Genomic DNA, 16,331 nt, shown 5'->3' with positions numbered 1-16,331 from the left:
CGCCGCACCTCGCCAGTGCTCGGCTCCGGGATGGGGCCGGTCAATCCCCTTGATGACGCTCGGCCCCGCGCGGGCATGGGTCTTGCGATGACTCTGGCGTGAGAGGCCTGCAAAACGCTGGCCGCTTCGGATTCTTCGCCAATGCTGGCGACTCTCATCGACTGGCCCCGTTCTAAGCAGCCCGCTGCTTGCGGGGCCTTTCCTTTTGGTGCCTCCCGATCGGGCCGCTCGCGGCCCCGCCCCAGATGCCCACTTCGCAAGAACAGACCATGCACATCGTCCTCATCGGCCACGGAATGGTGGGCCAGAAATTCCTCGAATCCCTCGCGGAGAGCCACACCGGCGCCGACGTGCAGGTGACGGTGCTGTGCGAGGAGCCGCGGCCGGCGTACGACCGCGTGCACCTGTCCGAGTTCTTCTCGGGCAAGTCCGCCGAGGACCTGTCCCTGGTGCCCGCCGGCTTCTTCGAGAGCAACCCGGGCTTCCAGTTGCGCCTGGCCGCCAAGGCCGTCGCCATCGAGCGCCGCGACCACACCATCACGCTGGCCGACGGCTCGGTCGTTCACTACGACAAGCTGGTGCTCGCCACCGGCTCCTACCCCTTCGTGCCGTCCGTGCCGGGCCGCGACCGCGCGCACTGCCATGTCTATCGCACGATCGAGGACCTGGAAGGCATGCAGGCCAGCGGCAAGGTCTCCAAGACCGGCGTCGTCGTCGGCGGCGGCCTGCTGGGCCTGGAATGCGCCAAGGCGCTGCGCGACATGGGCCTCGAGACGCACGTCGTCGAGTTCGCACCGCGCCTGATGGCCGTGCAGATCGACGAAGGCGGCGGCCGCGTGCTGCGCAAGAAGATCGAAGACCTGGGCGTGCAGGTGCACACCGGCCGCAACACGCTGGAGATCACCGACGGCGCCATGGCCCGCCACCGCATGGTGTTCGCCGACGGCACCTGGCTGGAGACCGACATGATCGTGTTCTCCGCCGGCATCCGCCCGCGTGACGAACTGCCTCGCCAGTGCGTGCTGGCCATCGGCCCGCGCGGTGGCGTCGTCATCGATGACCACTGCCGCACCAGCGACCGCAACGTCTACGCCATCGGCGAGGTCGCGGCCTGGAACGACATGACCTATGGCCTCGTCGCGCCTGGCTACGAGATGGCGCGCGTCGCCGCCCGCCACATCACCGGCGACGCCGAAGCCGCCTTCCCCGGCGCCGACCTCAGCACCAAGCTCAAGCTGATGGGCGTGGACGTGGCCAGCATTGGCGACGCCCATGGCAAGACGCCCAACTGCCGGAGCTACCAGTTCGTCGACGAGCGCAAGCAGGTCTACAAGAAGCTCGTCGTCAGCGAGGACGGCCAGTTCCTGCTCGGCGCCGTGCTGGTGGGCGACGCGGCCGAGTACGGCACGCTGCAGCAGATGCAGCTCAACGGCATCAAGCTGCCGGCCGACCCCGAGTTCCTGATCCTGCCCAGCAGCGACGGCAAGGCCAAGGTCGGCATCGGCCCCGATGCGCTGCCCGACAGCGCCCAGCTCTGCTCGTGCAACAACGTCACCAAAGGCCAGATCTGCGCGGCCGTGGGTGAAGGCTGCACGACGATGGGCGAGATCAAGGCCTGCACCAAGGCGGGCGCCACCTGCGGTGGCTGCGTGCCGCTGGTGACGCAGGTCATGAAGTTCGAGATGAAGAAGCTCGGCATGGCCGTCAACAACCACATCTGCGAGCACTTCCCGCATTCGCGCCAGGAGCTGTATCACCTGGTGCGCGTGGGCGGCGTCAAGACCTTCAGCGACCTGCTGGCCAAGCATGGCAAGGGCCTGGGCTGCGACATCTGCAAGCCCGCCGCCGCCAGCATCCTCGCGTCCTGCTGGAACGAGTTCGTGCTGGAGCCCAAGCTGGCCGCGCTGCAGGACAGCAACGACTACTACCTCGGCAACATCCAGAAGGACGGCAGCTACTCCGTCGTGCCGCGCATGCCGGGCGGCGAGGTCACGCCCGATGGCCTGATCGCCGTCGGCCAGGTCGCCAAGAAGTACGGCCTGTACACCAAGATCACCGGCGGCGCGCGCGTCGACATGTTCGGCGCCCGCGTCGAGCAGCTGCCCTTCATCTGGGAAGAGCTGATCGCCGCCGGCTTCGAGAGCGGCCATGCCTACGGCAAGTCGCTGCGCACGGTGAAGAGCTGCGTGGGCAGCACCTGGTGCCGTTATGGCGTGGACGACTCGGTCGGCCTGGCCGTGGAAATCGAGAACCGCTACAAGGGCCTGCGCGCGCCGCACAAGATCAAGTTCGGCGTCTCCGGCTGCACCCGCGAGTGCGCCGAGGCCCAGGGCAAGGACGTCGGCATCATCGCCACCGAGAAGGGCTGGAACCTCTATGTGGCCGGCAACGGCGGCATGAAGCCGCGCCACGCCGAGCTGATCGCCAGCGACCTCTCCAAGGCCGACCTGATCAAGTTCATCGACCGCTTCCTGATGTTCTACGTGCGCACGGCCGACCGCCTGCAGCGCACCAGCACCTGGCGCGACAACCTCGAGGGTGGCCTGGACTACCTGAAGGACGTCGTCATCAACGACAGCCTGGGCCTCGGTGCCGAGCTGGAAGCGCAGATGCAGGCCGTGGTGGACACCTACCAGTGCGAATGGAAGACGGCCGTCAACACGCCCGAGGTGCGCCAACGCTTCCGCTCCTTCGTCAACAGCGACAAGCCCGACGAGCGAATCATCTTCGTGGAAGAGCGCGGCCAGATCCGCCCGGCGCGTGCCGAGGAACGCGCCGAAGAGGCCACGGATGAACGCGAAGAAGCAGCCACCGCCTGATCAAGGAACCGACATGAACTTCACCCCCATCTGCAGCGTTGATCAGATCCTGCCCAACACCGGCGTCGCTGCGCTGGTGGACGGTCGTCACGTCGCTGTCTTCCGCGTCGGGTTGAGCAGCTTCCACGCCATCGACAACATCGACCCGCGCTCAGGCGCCAGCGTCTTGTCGCGCGGCCTGGTGGGCAACCTGGGCGAGCGCGTCGTTGTCGCCTCGCCGCTCTACAAGAACCATTTCGACCTCAATACCGGCGAATGCCTGGAGGCGCCCGAGCAATCGGTGCGTGCCCATGCCGTCCAGGTGCAGGACGGCCGCGTGCTCGTCGCGCTGGCCTGAAACCCCTCGCCTTCCTGGCGGCCCTGCGGGCGCGGCCACGGAGCTCGTCCCACAGTGGCAACGACGCCACGAACGTCATCTAACTGCAGACGCCCTCAGCCGGACTGGCTAGGGGCGTATGTGCTTTGGGCGCAAGCCCTCGAACACCCCGCCTCAACCTCAACACGAGACAACCATGGCCTACGTCGTCCCAACCGAATTCGTCACCAAGATGGTGGATGCCGGTGAATCCAAGCTGCTGATGTCCACCCGCGACACGTTGATCCGCGCTTTCATGGCGGGTGCCATCCTGTCGCTGGCTGCGGCCTTCGCGGTGACGGTGACCGTCAACACGGGCAACCCGCTGGTCGGCGCCATGCTGTTCCCGGTCGGCTTCATCCTGCTCTACCTGATGGGCTTCGACCTACTGACCGGCGTGTTCACGCTGGTGCCTCTGGCCGTGCTGGACAAGCGCCCGGGCGCGACCTGGGGTGGGTGCTTCCGCAACTGGACGCTGGTGTTCTTCGGCAACTTCGCCGGCGCGATGACAGTGGCCATCCTGATGGCCATCATCTTCACCTTCGGTTTCAGCGAGGCACCCAACGCCGTCGGCCAGAAGATCGGCCACATCGGCGAAGGCCGCACGGTCGGCTACTCGGCCCATGGCGCGGCGGGCATGCTGACGCTGTTCGTCCGCGGCGTGCTCTGCAACTGGATGGTGTCCACCGGCGTCGTCGCCGCGATGATGTCGACCTCGGTATCGGGCAAGGCCATCGGCATGTGGATGCCGATCATGGTCTTCTTCTACATGGGCTTCGAGCACAGCATCGTCAACATGTTCCTGTTTCCCTCGGGCCTGATGCTGGGCGGCAACTTCACGATCATGGATTACCTGATCTGGAACGAGATCCCCACCGTCATCGGCAACCTCGTCGGCGGCCTGACCTTCGTCGGCCTGACGCTGTACGCGACGCACTACAAGACCGCCCCCAAGCGTGTCCTGAGCTGATGACGCTGCGGCTTGCGGTTGGCCAGCACTCCGAGGCCGGCGTCAAGCCGCTGAACCAGGACTTCCACGGCGTCGCCCAGCCCACCGATGCTCAAGCCCGCTCGCGCGGCATCGCGCTGGCGATCGCCGACGGCATTAGCAGCAGCCCGGTCAGCCAGGTCGCCAGCGCCGCCGCCGTGCGCGGCTTCCTGGAGGACTACTACGGCACCTCCGAAGCCTGGACCGTGCGCCGCGCCGCGCAGTGCGTGCTGGCCGCCACCAACGGCTGGCTGCACGGCGAGAGCCAGCGCGGCGAAGGCCGCTTCGACAAGGATCGCGGCCACGTCTGCACGTTTAGCGCGTTGGTGTTCAAGGGCCGCGAGGTGCACCTGCTGCACGTCGGCGACACGCGCGTCTACCGCGTGCACGCCGGCGCGCTGGAGCAGCTGAGCCAGGACCACCGCGTGCGCCTGTACGGCGGCCAGACCTACCTCGGCCGCGCGCTGGGCGTCACGTCGCACCTCGATATTGACCACGCCTGCTGGGCCACCGAGGTGGGCGAGACCTTCCTGCTGGCCACCGACGGCGCCTACGAATTCCTGGACGCCGCTGTCGTGCAGCAAACGCTCACCGCCCATGGCGCCGACATGCAGGCCGCCGCTGAGGCGCTGGTGGCCGCAGCGCTGGCGCGCGGCAGCGAGGACAACGTCACCGTCATGCTGGCGCGCGTCGAATCCCTGCCCACGCAGATCGCCGCGCCCGTCAGCCGCGACGGCCTGCGCCTGCCGCCGCACCTTGCGCCACGCCAGGACTTCGAGGGCTACCGCGTCGTGCGCGAGCTCCAGCAGACGGCGCGCAGCCAGGTCGTGCTGGCCGTGGACGCGGACGGGCGCGAATGGGCGCTCAAGCTGCCGACGGCCGACCTCGCCGGCAACGCCCGCGAGCTCGACCGCTTCGCCACCGAGGAATGGGTGGCCCGACGCGTCGACAGCCCGCACGTCGTCAAGGCCGCATCGCCCGAGCGCAAGCGCGAGCACCTCTTCACCGCTGTCGAGTTCATTCACGGCCAGACGCTGGCGCAGTGGATGACCGACCATCCCCAACCCGGGCTGGACGAGGTGCGCGGCATCGCCGACCAGATCGCCCGCGGCCTGCAGGCCCTGCATCGCAAGGAGATGCTGCACCAGGATCTGCGGCCCGAGAACCTGATGATCGACCGCCAGGGCACGGTGATCCTCATCGATCTGGCCTCGGCCCATGTGGCCGGCTTGAGCGAAGGCCTGGGCGACGCGCGCGCGCTCGAACTGGCCGGCACGCTGCAGTACACGGCGCCGGAGTACTTCACCGGCGAGGGCGGCTCGCCCGTGGCCGAACTTTTCTCGCTGGCCGTGCTGATCTACCAGATGCTGACCGGCGCCCTGCCCTACGGCCTGCAGGTGCCCCAGGTGCGCGGCGCGCGCGACCTGCACAAACTGCAATACGTGCCCCTGCGCACCCGCCGCCCTGACCTGCCGGAATGGCTGGACCGCGTGCTGCGCAAGGCCTTGCAGCCGCAGGCCGCAAGGCGGCAGCAGGCGCTGTCGGAGTTCCTTCACGACCTGCATGCGCCGGGACCGGAATTCATGAAGCGTGACCGAACGCCGCTGCAGGAGCGGCACCCACTGCTGTTCTGGCGGGGGCTGACGCTGGTGTTCGGGCTGTCGACGCTGGTGCTGCTCGGGTTGCGGCTGAGCGGGCGCTGAGCGGCGGGCTCAGCGCCCGTCCGGCGCGCTCCCTAGGGGCGGCGGCAGCGTGTCGCCCGCCTGGCGGCGCCTGAACAGCGCCGCCCGCGCCAGCACCAGGGTGGTCACCGGCGCGGTGATGGACAGCAGCACGATGATGACCCACACGTGCAGCGATAGCGAAGGGCCGTGCACCGAGAAGTGCACGATGGACGCGAACGTCACGAGCCAGGCGGCCAGCGTGGAGGCGAGCGCTGGCGCATGCATGCGCAGGAAGAAGTCCGGCAGCCGCCACAGGCCGAGCGCGGCCGCGAGCACCAGGGCGCCGCTGGCGAGCAGCAGCAGCGCAACGACGATGTCGCTCATTCGATCACCTCGCCGCGCAGCAGGAACTTGGCCAGCGCCATCGAGCTCACAAAGCCGAACAGCGCCATCAGCAGCGCGCCCTCGAAGTACATGCCGCTGTCATAGCGGATGCCCAGCACCAGCATCGCCAGCATGGCGACGACGAACAGAAAGTCCAGCGCCAGCACGCGGTCCTGCGCGGTGGGCCCGCGCATCAGGCGCAGCAGGCCGAGCACCATCGCCAGCGCGTAGAGGCAAAGCGTGACCGTGATGGCCAGTGTGAGCAGCGGGCTCATTGGAAGATCTCCAGCAGCGGGCGCTCGTAGCGCGCCTTGAAGTGGGCGACGAAGGCGGCCTCCTCGTCGAGGTCGAACACGTGCAGCCGCAGGGCGCTGCGGTCCGGCGCGAGTTCGCACCAGACGGTGCCGGGCACGACGGTGGTGATCATGGCCAGCGCCGCCAGTCCGTGCGGGTCGCGCAACGCCAGCGGCACGGTGACGAAGCGCCCGCGCGGCGGCCGACCGCCCGCGCGCAGCACGCCCCAACCCACGTCCAGGGCCGACATCACCACGTCGCCGCCGACGGTCAGCACCAGCCGCAGCAGCACGTCCGGCCGCTTGAGCCGGCCGGCCGGCTGGCGCAGCGGCGCCATCAACAGCGGCATCACGACGGCCACGGCGGCACCGAGCAATAACTGGCCGGCGCCGAGCGATTGCGTCAGCAGCAGCCACAGCGCGAACAGGCCGGCCGACAGCAGCGGCGCAGGCAGCCAGCGCTTCATGGCGACACCTCGCGAGCGGGGGTGGCGACGGGCGTGGCGCGGAACACCGCAGCGATGTAGTGCTGCGGCTGGTGCAGCGCCTGCGCCGTGGCGCGCGCGTAGGCCAGTGCGGCCTCGCCGTGCAGCACCAGCATCAGGCAGCCGCCCAGCAGCAGCGCGATGGGCACGCCCTCCGTCACTCGCAGCCGCGGCGCCGGGCGGTTCTGCGGTGCCCAGAAATGGCGGATGCCCACGCGCAGCAGGGCCGTGGTGGACAGCAGGCCGGCGAGGATGAGCAGCACGAAGAGCGTCGGCTTCGCCGCGGCGCCGGCCGGACCCGCCGGCGTGTCGAGCAACGCGCTGAGTATCGCCACCTTGCCGATGAAGCCCGACATCGGCGGCAGCCCCGCCACGACGAGTGCACACAACACAAAGGCCAGGCCCAGGAAGGCCAGCGCCGCCGGGATGGCGCGGCCGATGAGCGCCTGCTGCTCGTCGTCGAGGTTGGTGTCTTCTGACGGCGCGGCCACCACGAAATCGGGCAGGTGGTCGTCGTCGTCCGCCGGCGGGGCGACCTCGACCTGGCGCGCCCGTTCGACCAGTTCGACGATCAGGAACAGCGCACAGCCGGCGAGCGTCGAGCTGGCGAGGTAGAACAGCGCACCGGCACTGAGCGCGGGGTTGTCGAAGCCGACCGCCGCGAGCAGGGTGCCGGACGAAGCGATGACGCTGAAGCCGGCCAGACGGTCCAGCCGTTGCGAAGCCATCATGCCCACCGCGCCGAAGGCCAGCGTCGCCAGGCCACCCCACACCAGCACCTCGCCGCCGAACGACGCCCACGGGCCGGCGCTGGCGGGGAAGCACAGCGTCCACAGCCGCAGCAGCGCGTACACGCCCACCTTGGTAAGGATGGTGAACAGCGCCGCCACTGGCGCGCCCGCAGCGGTGTAGGCCGGCGGCAGCCAGAAGTTGAGCGGCCACATCGCGGCCTTGGCGAGGAAGGCGACGGACAGGATCGCAGCGCCGGCGCCCAGCAGCCCGCGGTCGCTCTCGGGCACCTGCGCGAGCTTCTGCGCGATGTCGGCCATGTTCAGCGTGCCGGTCACGCCGTAGATGAGCGCCACGCCGATCAGGAACAGCAGCGACGCCACCAGGTTGATGGCGATGTAGTGCAGCCCCGAGCGCACTCGCGCGCCCCCGCCGCCATGCATCAGCAGCCCGTAGGACGCTGCCAGCAGCACCTCGAAGAACACGAACAGGTTGAACAGGTCGGCCGTGAGGAAGGCGCCGTACAGCCCCATCAGCTGCAACTGGAACAGCGGGTGGAAGTGCACGCCGGCCCGGTGCCAGCGCGCCAGTGAGAACAGCAGCGCCGCCAGGCCCGCGCTGCCGGCCAGCACCATCATCAGCGCCGACAGCCGGTCCACCACCAGCACGATGCCCATCGGCACGGGCCAGTTGCCGGGCAGGTAGACCCCGAAGGCGCTCGGCGCGTCCTGCCGGTCCACCCACACGAGCAGCGCCACGGCGAGCAACAGGCCCGCGAACGTGGCAACGACGTTGAGCACCGCGCCGGCCACACGGCGCTGTTCACCAAGCAACAGCAGCAGCGCCGCCGTGATGAGCGGCAGCAACACCGGCGCGACGACGAGCTGGCGCATCGGCAGCAGATCGAGCAGCACTGTCAAGGGCGCTCCTCTTCGCCGTCGACATGGTCGCCGCCGCTCAGGCCGCGCAGGGCCAGCAGCACGACGAGGAAAAGCGCCGTCGTGGCGAAGCCGATGACGATGGCCGTCAGCACCAGCGACTGCGGCAGCGGGTCGGTGTACTGGTGCAGGTCCGGCGTGAGGCCGGGCTTGACGATGGGCTCCTTGTCGATGGACAGGCTGCCGACGCTGAAGATGAAGAGGTTGACGGCATAGGCCAGCAGCGACAGGCCGACCAGCACCTGGAAGGTCCGCGGCCGCAGCAGCAACCACACGCCCGCGCTGGCGAGCACGCCGATGGCCAGGGAGATGACGATTTCCATCTAGCTGCCTTCCTTGTCGGCGTGAGGCGCTGCAACCGGCCTGCGCACGCGCAGCGACTGGTGGGCAAGCGCCGTCAGCAACAGCAGCGTGGAGCCCACCACCACAGCGAACACGCCGAGGTCGAACAGCGCGGCGCTGGGCAGGTGCACGAGGCCGATGCCGGGCACGTCGACGTGCGCGGTGTGCGTCGTCAGGAACGGATGGCCGACCGCAATGGCGCCCAGGCCGGTCGCCACCGCCAGAAGCAGGCCACCCGCGATCCAGCGCAACGGTTGCAGCGGCAGCCGCGCCTCCACCCAGCGCGTGCCGCTCACCATGTATTGGGCGATGAAGGCGATGGCCATCACGAGCCCCGCAACGAAGCCGCCGCCCGGTTCGTTGTGGCCGCGCATGAAGAGATGGAAGGCGACCACGGCGGCCACCGGCAGCAGCAGTTGCACCAGCACGGCCGGCACGAGCAGATAGCTTTCGGCGGCGTTGCTGGTGTCGGGGCGGTCGGTGAAATCCTCCGGGTCGGCCACCGCCATCGCGCGCTGCTGGGGTGGCGCCTCGATCACCTCGCGCGGTGGCCGGAAGCGCCGCAGCAGCGCATAGACCGTGAGGCCGACGATGCCGAGCACGGTGATCTCGCCCAGCGTGTCGAAGCCGCGGAAGTCGACGAGCATGACGTTGACGACGTTGGTGCCCCCGCCTTCGGGCAGTGCACGTTCGATGAAGAAGGGCGAGATGCTCTGGGGCGCCTGGCGGGTCAGCATGGCGTACGACAGCGCGGCCAGGCCCGTGCCGATCAGCAGCGCCAGGATGAAGTCGCGGCCGCGCCGCCAGCGCGCACGCTGGCGCGTGAGCGGGTCGTCGAGTTCCACCCGCTTGGGCAGCCAGCGCAGTCCGAGCAGGAAGAGCACGGTCGTCACCACCTCCACGGCGAGCTGCGTGAGCGCCAGGTCGGGCGCGGAGAACCAGGCGAAGGTGAGGCACATCACCAGGCCGACGATGCCCAGCAGCGCCAGCGCCGCCAGGCGGTGGAACTTGGCCTGCCATGCCGCACCGATGGCCGCGGCGGCGCCAATGAGCCACAGGATGACGAACTCCGGCGTGGCGGGCACACGCGCACGGTCGCCCCATGCCAGGGGCACGACGAGCGCCGAGCCGAGCGCCGTGGCGCCGGCGATGACCAGCATCCACAGCAGCTGCGGTTGCAGGCGCCGTGTGCTGATGCGGCGCAGCGCCTGGCGCGACGACGCCGTGGCCAGGGAGAGGCTGCGCTCGAACAGGCGTTTGCCGTCAAACATGTGAATGCCGGGGGTGCGCCTCAGCTCGCGCCGCTTGAAGCGCTTCGCGAAGCGCGCGTAGATCGCGATGCCGCCGACCATCGCCAGCAGGCTCATCACCAGCGGTGTGTTGAAGCCGTGCCACACGGCCAGGTCGTAGGCCGGCAACGTGCCGCCCACGACCGGCAGCGCCGCCATCGCGAGCAACGGGCCGACCGACCAGGCCGGCGCGCTGCCTACCACCACGCAGGCCAGCACCAGCAGTTCGACCGGCACGCGCATCCAGTGCACGGGCTCCTCGGGTCGCCGCGGCAGGCCTTGCGCCGGCGGGCCGAAGAACACGTCATGCCCGAAGCGCAGCGAATAGACCACGGCGAACACGCCGGCGAGCGTGGCCACCAGGGGCAGGCCGAACTCGATCCATGGGTGCGCGCTGATGTACACGGTCTCGGCGAAGAACATCTCCTTGGACAGGAAACCGTTCAGCAGCGGCACTCCGGCCATCGCGCCGCAGGCCACGATGGCCAGCGTGCCGGTGATGGGCATGGGGCGGTAGAGGCCGTCCAGCCGGCGCATGTCACGCGAGCCGGTCTCGTGGTCGATGATGCCCACCGACATGAACAGCGACGCCTTGAAGGTGGCGTGGTTCATCATGTGAAAGACCGCGGCCACCGCGGCCAGCGGGCTGTTCAGACCCAGCAGCAGCGTGATGAGGCCGAGGTGGCTGATCGTCGAATACGCAAGCAGGCCCTTCAGGTCGTTCTGGAACATCGCCGCGTAGGCGCCGAGCAGCAGCGTGACGAGGCCCGCGCCGCCGACGATCCAGAACCATTCATCACTGCCCGCCAGCACCGGCCACAGCCGCGCCAGCAGGAACACGCCGGCCTTCACCATCGTGGCCGAATGCAGGTAGGCCGACACGGGCGTCGGCGCCGCCATCGCGTGCGGCAGCCAGAAGTGGAAGGGGAACTGCGCGCTTTTGGTGAGGGCGCCGAGAAGGATCAAACCGAGCGTCAGCGGATACAGCGCATGGCCGCGGACAAGCTCGCCCGCCGCCAGCACGCGGTCCAGGTCATGGCTGCCGACGATGTGCCCCAGCAGCAGCACGCCAGCCAGCAACGCGAGGCCCCCGGTGGCCGTGACCGTGAACGCCATGCGCGCGCCACGGCGGGCATCCTGGCGGTGATGCCAGTAGCCGATCAACAGGAAGGAGAAGACGCTGGTCAGCTCCCAGAACAGCACCAGCTGCAACAGGTTACCGGAGACCACCACGCCCAGCATCGAGCCCATGAAGCCGAGCAGCAGCGCATAAAAGCGCGCCGCCGGGTCCTCGGGCGAGAGGTAGTAGCGCGCATACATCACCACCAGCACGCCCATGCCGGTGACGAGCATCGCGAACATCCATGCGAAACCGTCGATGCGCACGACGAGGTCGAGGCCGAGCGAAGGCAGCCAGCTCCATCGCTCGACCACCACGCCGGCGTCCCGCACCTCGGGGTACATCAGCGCCAGCGGCACGGCCACGCACAGCGCCACCAGCCCGGCCCACAGCAACTCGACGTTGCGCGCACCGGTCGGCAGCACCGCGGCGACGGCGCTACCGATGAAGGGCAGCAGGAGCAGCAGCAGAAGGGACATCGCCGCAGTCTACGGACGGTTTCCTTCACGGGCTCCTTGGCGTCTGGGTCAGGACGCGTTTTGCGCGGAGAAGCTGGGGGCCTTGTGCAGCCAGGGCGCGTCCGCGGGCGGGCCGGCAAGTGCGGCGCCCGCAAGCGGCGGCGCACTGCGCGGCCGCGGCACGATCATCATGTCGCAGTCGGCGTCCCCCAGCACGCTGCTGCTGACGCTGCCCAGCATGAAGCCGAAGGTCGACTGGCCATTCTTGCCGGCGACGATCAGGTCGGCATCCAGCGTCCGGGCGCTTTCAAGCGCCACGAGATGAGCCGGGCCGCGCGCCACCGAGAAGGTGGTGCGGTTGCGGTCCACGCCTAGCCTGCCCAGGCCACGCCGCATGCGCGCCATGACACCCGCCTCCGCTCGCGCCCGCACACCGGCGATGGTCGCTTCGGCCACGCCGGCGCGCCGCAGCATCGACTCGACATAACTGTCCGTCGCGTGCACGAGATGCCGACGGGCGTCGACCGCGAGATGAGCGCCAGCCTGCACCGCGGTGTCGGAACCGCTCGTGAAATCCACCGGCATCAGCACGTGCCGGTAAGGCTCGACAGCAGGCCGCTTGACGACCAGCACCGGCCGGCGCGAGATGCGCAGCATGCGGTCCACGGTCCTGCCGACCAGCAGACTCTCAAGGCGGCGGTGTCCGCTACGCCCAAGCACCACGAGGTCGGCGCGCTCGGAGGCCTGGGTGAGGAGGATCAGCGGATCACCGACCTGGACCTCCACCGTCGTCTTCACGTCGTAGGCGCCGGTGATCTCGACGGCCACGCGACGCAGCGCGGCGCGTGCGAGCGCGGCCTTCAGGTCGAGGTCGATCATCGGCGAGAGCCATTCGCGCAGCGGCCGGATGCCTGTGGGCTTGAGCACGTGAAGGATGTGCAGCCGCGCGCTGTGGGTGTGTGCCAGCAACGCGGCACGCCGCACGGCGTTGTTGCCGTCGACGGAAAAGTCGGTCGCAACCAGGATGTTGTTGAACGTGGTCATGGAATGCCTTTCATCGCAAGGAGTCGTTGATGCACAGCGCGCGCTGCGCCTGGCAGCTACATCGCGTAGTCGCCGTTCGACTCGGGCTGGAAGAGGATGGCCATCAGGTACGCCGCCTTCGGCTCGCCGTCCGGCGTCAGCCAGCGTGCGGTGCTGCCGATACGCAGGCCGAGCAGCGCACTGCCCACTGGCGACAGCACCGACACACGGCCCACGGCGGGCTCGGCATCGGCGGGATAGCACAGCGTCATCAGGGTCTGTTGGCCGGTCTGCGGCTCGTGCAGCACCAGCTTGGAACCCATCGTCACGACGTCCGGGGCCACGTTGCGGGAAGGCACGACGGCGCAGTCGGCGAGCACGTCGTTCATGACGTCCGCCCCTGCGAAGCCGCATTCCGCATGCGCCTCGCGGCGCATCAGGTTCAACAGGCGAACGTGGTCGAGTTCAGTGAGCGTGCGCTCAAGGGTCATCACTTCCATGATGCGGTCCTTCAGTCATGCGCGCATCCCGAGTGGACACGCGCGATCGCGCGGGCTTAGAGGCCCGGCGATCTGAAGTTGCGCAAATGGTGGAGGGTGATCGCCGGGCTCAGTGATGTGCGACCGGCTGATGCGTTCGCCGTTTCACGACGTCGCGCCTGGCCTGCAGGCGCGCACGGCTCGCCGCTGCGGCGCGCGGGGCGCAGCACTTGGCAACGGTGTGAGGGATCGAACGCATGGGCCCAGTCTAGTGACGTGGGCATTTCGTGCAAGCAAGCGCGCGCAAGTCGCACTAAAGCGTGCGTGTATTGCAGAAGGGCCGCCCTTCAGACGTCCAGCCCCAGTTCCTGGATCTTGCGCGTGATCGTGTTCCGCCCGATACCGAGCTTCTGCGCGGCCTCGATGCGGCGGCCGCGGGTGATGTCCAGCGCGGTCAGGATGAGCTGGGCTTCGAAGCGCTTGGTGAGCGCGTCCCACACGTCGGGCTCGCCGGCCAGCAGGCGGGTGCGGGCGTCGGCGGCCATGTCGGCCAGCCAGCCTTCGCCGCTGCTGGTGCTGGCTGGCGCGGCGGCAGCGACCGGTACGGCGGCGACGGCCACGTTGAGCTGCGCGTTGGTGACCTGGCCGGGCGACGGCGCGGCGACATAGCCGGGCTGGATCTCGTCGGGCAGGTCCTTGGGCTCGACGGTCTGGCTGGGCGCCATGACGCTGAGCCAGTGGCAGATGTTCTCCAGCTGGCGCACATTGCCGGGGAACTCGAAGTTGGTCAGCACGACCAGCGCCGCGTCGGACAGGCGCTTGGGCTCGACGCCCAGTTCCGTCGCGCTGCGCTGCAGGAAGTGGCGGGCCAGCGAGGCAATGTCTTCCTTGCGCTCGCGCAGCGGCGGCAGGCGCAGGCGGATGACGTTGAGGCGGTGGAACAAGTCCTCGCGGAACACGCCCTGGCGCACGCGTTCTTCCAGGTTCTGGTGAGTCGCGGCGATGACGCGCACATTGCTCCGCATGGGGCTGTGGCCGCCGACGCGGTAGAACTGGCCGTCGGACAGCACGCGCAGCAGCCGCGTCTGCAGCTCGAAGGGCATGTCGCCGATTTCATCCAGGAAGAGCGTGCCGCCGTCGGCCTGCTCGAAGCGGCCGCGCCGCGAGGCCTGCGCGCCGGTGAAGGCGCCGCGCTCGTGGCCGAAGAGCTCGCTCTCCAGCAGGTCCTTCGGAATGGCCGCCGTGTTGATGGCCACGAACGGGCCTTCGCCGCGCGGGCTGTGCTTGTGCAGCGCGCGCGCCACCAGCTCCTTGCCCGAGCCGCTTTCGCCCGTGATCATCACGGTCACGTTGCTCTGCGATAACCGCCCAATTGCACGGAAGACGTCCTGCATGGCCGGCGCCTGCCCCAGCATCTCAGGCACCTGCGCCGAGGCTTCCTGCTCACCGGCTTCGCGCTGGCTTTCTTCCTGCGCGCGGCGGATGAGTTCGACGGCACGCGGCAAGTCGAAGGGCTTGGGCAGATACTCAAACGCGCCGCCCTGAAAGGCCGACACGGCGCTGTCCAGGTCGGAGTAGGCGGTCATGATGATGACCGGCAGCGCCGGCAGGCGCGCCTTGACCTTGGCCAGCAGTTCCAGGCCCGAGCCGCCGGGCATGCGGATGTCGGACACCAGCACCTGTGGTGAATCGTCTTCCAGCGCGGCGAGCATGTCTCGCGCATTGCTGAAGCTGCGCACCGGCAGCCCCTCGCGGGCCAGGGCCTTCTCGAGCACGAAGCGGATCGAGTGGTCGTCGTCAACAACCCAGATGGATTTCATGAGGTTCCTCAACCGTGCCCCTCACCTTGTGAGTTAGGGCAACGGCAGCGTGATTCGGAAATTCGTCAGGCCCGGCTCGCTTTCACAATCGATCATGCCCTGGTGTTGCTGCGCAATCGTCTGTGCAAGCGTGAGTCCGAGGCCCGAGCCGCCGTCCCGCCCCGAGACCAGGGGGAAGAAGATGCGATCCCGGATCTCGGCGGGGACGCCGGGACCGTTGTCCTCAATATGCAATTCCAGTGCCAAGCGCCAGCGCTGCTTGCCAACGGTGACCTGGCGGGCGACCCGCGTGCGCAGCACGATCTGCGCGTCGCCTGCGGCAATGCGTGAAGCGAGCACCTGGGCGGCGTTCTGCACGATGTTCAGCGTCATCTGGATCAGCTGCTCGCGGTCGCCTCGGAAGTCGGGCAGCGAGGTGTCGTAGTCGCGTGCGATGTCGAGGCCCTTGGGGTACTCGATCAACACCAGTGCCCGGACCCGCTCGCAGATCTCGTGGATGTTCACGTCGCCGACGACCTGGGCCTTGCGGTGCGGCGCGAGCAGGCGGTCCACCAGGCTTTGCAGCCGGTCCACCTCGTGGACGATGACCTGCGTGTATTCGGTCAGCTCGGGGTCACCCTCCTGCAGCTCCAGCGCCAGCAACTGGGCTGCGCCGCGGATGCCGCCGAGCGGGTTCTTTATCTCGTGAGCCAGGTTGCGCGTCAGCTCCTTGGTGGCCTGCACCTGGTCGAGGTTGCGCTCGTCACGGTCCTGGCGGGCCAACTGGGCAATCTCGATGAGCTCGACAAGCACGCGCGGCCCGCCATCGTCGTCCGGGTCCATCTGCGACACGATGACATGCACCGGCAGGCCGTCTTCATGGGCCCAGGCGCCACGGCGCAATACGGCGTCGAAGCGGCTGCTGGAGTAGTGGTTGGCGGCCACGCCGCCCAGCGTTTCGACCAGTCGCTGGGAGTCGTCGAACCAGTCGGGCAGCTGGGACTTGTGTACCGCGCGGCGCGACAGCCGCATCGCGTTCTCGAAGGCGGCGTTGGCGAACAGGCATTCACCGTCGGCACTGACGACGACGACCATGGTCGCAAGCAGGTCCAGGCCGGAGAACTCGGCCGGCAACAGGGAGGTATCGGTCATGGCGCTTGGGAATT

General features: G+C 68.8%; 14 protein-coding genes. 4 read left to right on the top strand and 10 right to left on the bottom strand.

Going from position 1 to position 16,331, the window contains the following annotated elements; all coding sequences use genetic code 11:
- Positions 1-269 precede the first annotated feature (269 nt).
- The 4 genes from nirB to AC0IZJ_RS11835 all read left to right on the top strand — a co-directional run bounded on the left by nirB (position 270) and on the right by AC0IZJ_RS11835 (position 5,865).
- Positions 270-2,819, top strand: a complete 2,550-nt coding sequence (gene nirB / locus AC0IZJ_RS11850; protein WP_471849866.1) for a nitrite reductase large subunit NirB — start codon at positions 270-272, stop codon at positions 2,817-2,819.
- A gap of 13 nt (positions 2,820-2,832) precedes the next feature.
- On the top strand, positions 2,833-3,156 hold the full coding sequence (gene nirD, locus AC0IZJ_RS11845) for a nitrite reductase small subunit NirD (protein ID WP_471849864.1): 324 nt from the start codon (positions 2,833-2,835) through the stop codon (positions 3,154-3,156).
- Positions 3,157-3,331: 175 nt separating this feature from the next.
- Positions 3,332-4,144 (top strand): formate/nitrite transporter family protein, encoded by an 813-nt coding sequence (locus tag AC0IZJ_RS11840; RefSeq protein ID WP_471849862.1) that lies wholly within the window; start codon positions 3,332-3,334, stop codon positions 4,142-4,144.
- Positions 4,144-5,865, top strand: coding sequence for a protein kinase domain-containing protein (locus tag AC0IZJ_RS11835; RefSeq protein WP_471849860.1), 1,722 nt, complete (start codon positions 4,144-4,146; stop codon positions 5,863-5,865). Before AC0IZJ_RS11840 ends, AC0IZJ_RS11835 begins: the two co-directional genes overlap by 1 nt.
- Before the next feature lie 9 nt (positions 5,866-5,874).
- On the opposite strand, the gene mnhG is transcribed toward AC0IZJ_RS11835, so the two are convergent.
- The 10 genes from mnhG to glnL all read right to left on the bottom strand — a co-directional run bounded on the left by mnhG (position 5,875) and on the right by glnL (position 16,317).
- On the bottom strand, positions 5,875-6,210 hold the full coding sequence (gene mnhG, locus AC0IZJ_RS11830) for a monovalent cation/H(+) antiporter subunit G (protein WP_471849858.1): 336 nt from the start codon (positions 6,208-6,210) through the stop codon (positions 5,875-5,877).
- Positions 6,207-6,485 (bottom strand): K+/H+ antiporter subunit F, encoded by a 279-nt coding sequence (locus AC0IZJ_RS11825; protein ID WP_457425922.1) that lies wholly within the window; start codon positions 6,483-6,485, stop codon positions 6,207-6,209. The genes mnhG and AC0IZJ_RS11825 overlap by 4 nt, the downstream gene beginning before the upstream one ends.
- Positions 6,482-6,970 carry a Na+/H+ antiporter subunit E gene (locus AC0IZJ_RS11820; RefSeq protein ID WP_471849856.1) on the bottom strand — a complete coding sequence of 163 codons (489 nt, stop codon included), beginning with the start codon at positions 6,968-6,970 and terminating at the stop codon, positions 6,482-6,484. Before AC0IZJ_RS11820 ends, AC0IZJ_RS11825 begins: the two co-directional genes overlap by 4 nt.
- Positions 6,967-8,610 carry a monovalent cation/H+ antiporter subunit D gene (locus AC0IZJ_RS11815; protein WP_471850019.1) on the bottom strand — a complete coding sequence of 548 codons (1,644 nt, stop codon included), beginning with the start codon at positions 8,608-8,610 and terminating at the stop codon, positions 6,967-6,969. Before AC0IZJ_RS11815 ends, AC0IZJ_RS11820 begins: the two co-directional genes overlap by 4 nt.
- 23 nt (positions 8,611-8,633) lie before the next feature.
- Positions 8,634-8,978 carry a Na+/H+ antiporter subunit C gene (locus AC0IZJ_RS11810; protein ID WP_471849854.1) on the bottom strand — a complete coding sequence of 115 codons (345 nt, stop codon included), beginning with the start codon at positions 8,976-8,978 and terminating at the stop codon, positions 8,634-8,636.
- On the bottom strand, positions 8,979-11,885 hold the full coding sequence (locus AC0IZJ_RS11805) for a monovalent cation/H+ antiporter subunit A (protein ID WP_471849852.1): 2,907 nt from the start codon (positions 11,883-11,885) through the stop codon (positions 8,979-8,981).
- Positions 11,886-11,933: 48 nt separating this feature from the next.
- Positions 11,934-12,908 (bottom strand): universal stress protein, encoded by a 975-nt coding sequence (locus tag AC0IZJ_RS11800; protein WP_471849850.1) that lies wholly within the window; start codon positions 12,906-12,908, stop codon positions 11,934-11,936.
- Positions 12,909-12,964: 56 nt separating this feature from the next.
- Positions 12,965-13,387 carry a GreA/GreB family elongation factor gene (locus tag AC0IZJ_RS11795; RefSeq protein ID WP_471849848.1) on the bottom strand — a complete coding sequence of 141 codons (423 nt, stop codon included), beginning with the start codon at positions 13,385-13,387 and terminating at the stop codon, positions 12,965-12,967.
- A gap of 326 nt (positions 13,388-13,713) precedes the next feature.
- Positions 13,714-15,186 carry a nitrogen regulation protein NR(I) gene (gene ntrC / locus AC0IZJ_RS11790; RefSeq protein WP_471849846.1) on the bottom strand — a complete coding sequence of 491 codons (1,473 nt, stop codon included), beginning with the start codon at positions 15,184-15,186 and terminating at the stop codon, positions 13,714-13,716.
- 33 nt (positions 15,187-15,219) lie between these two features.
- Positions 15,220-16,317 (bottom strand): nitrogen regulation protein NR(II), encoded by a 1,098-nt coding sequence (glnL, locus tag AC0IZJ_RS11785; protein WP_471849844.1) that lies wholly within the window; start codon positions 16,315-16,317, stop codon positions 15,220-15,222.
- Positions 16,318-16,331: the final 14 nt, after the last annotated feature.

Source organism: Roseateles sp. AC306 (assembly GCF_979253795.1).
The sequence above is the reverse complement of the archived record's forward strand: the minus strand, read 5'-3'. Positions and strand labels throughout refer to the sequence as shown.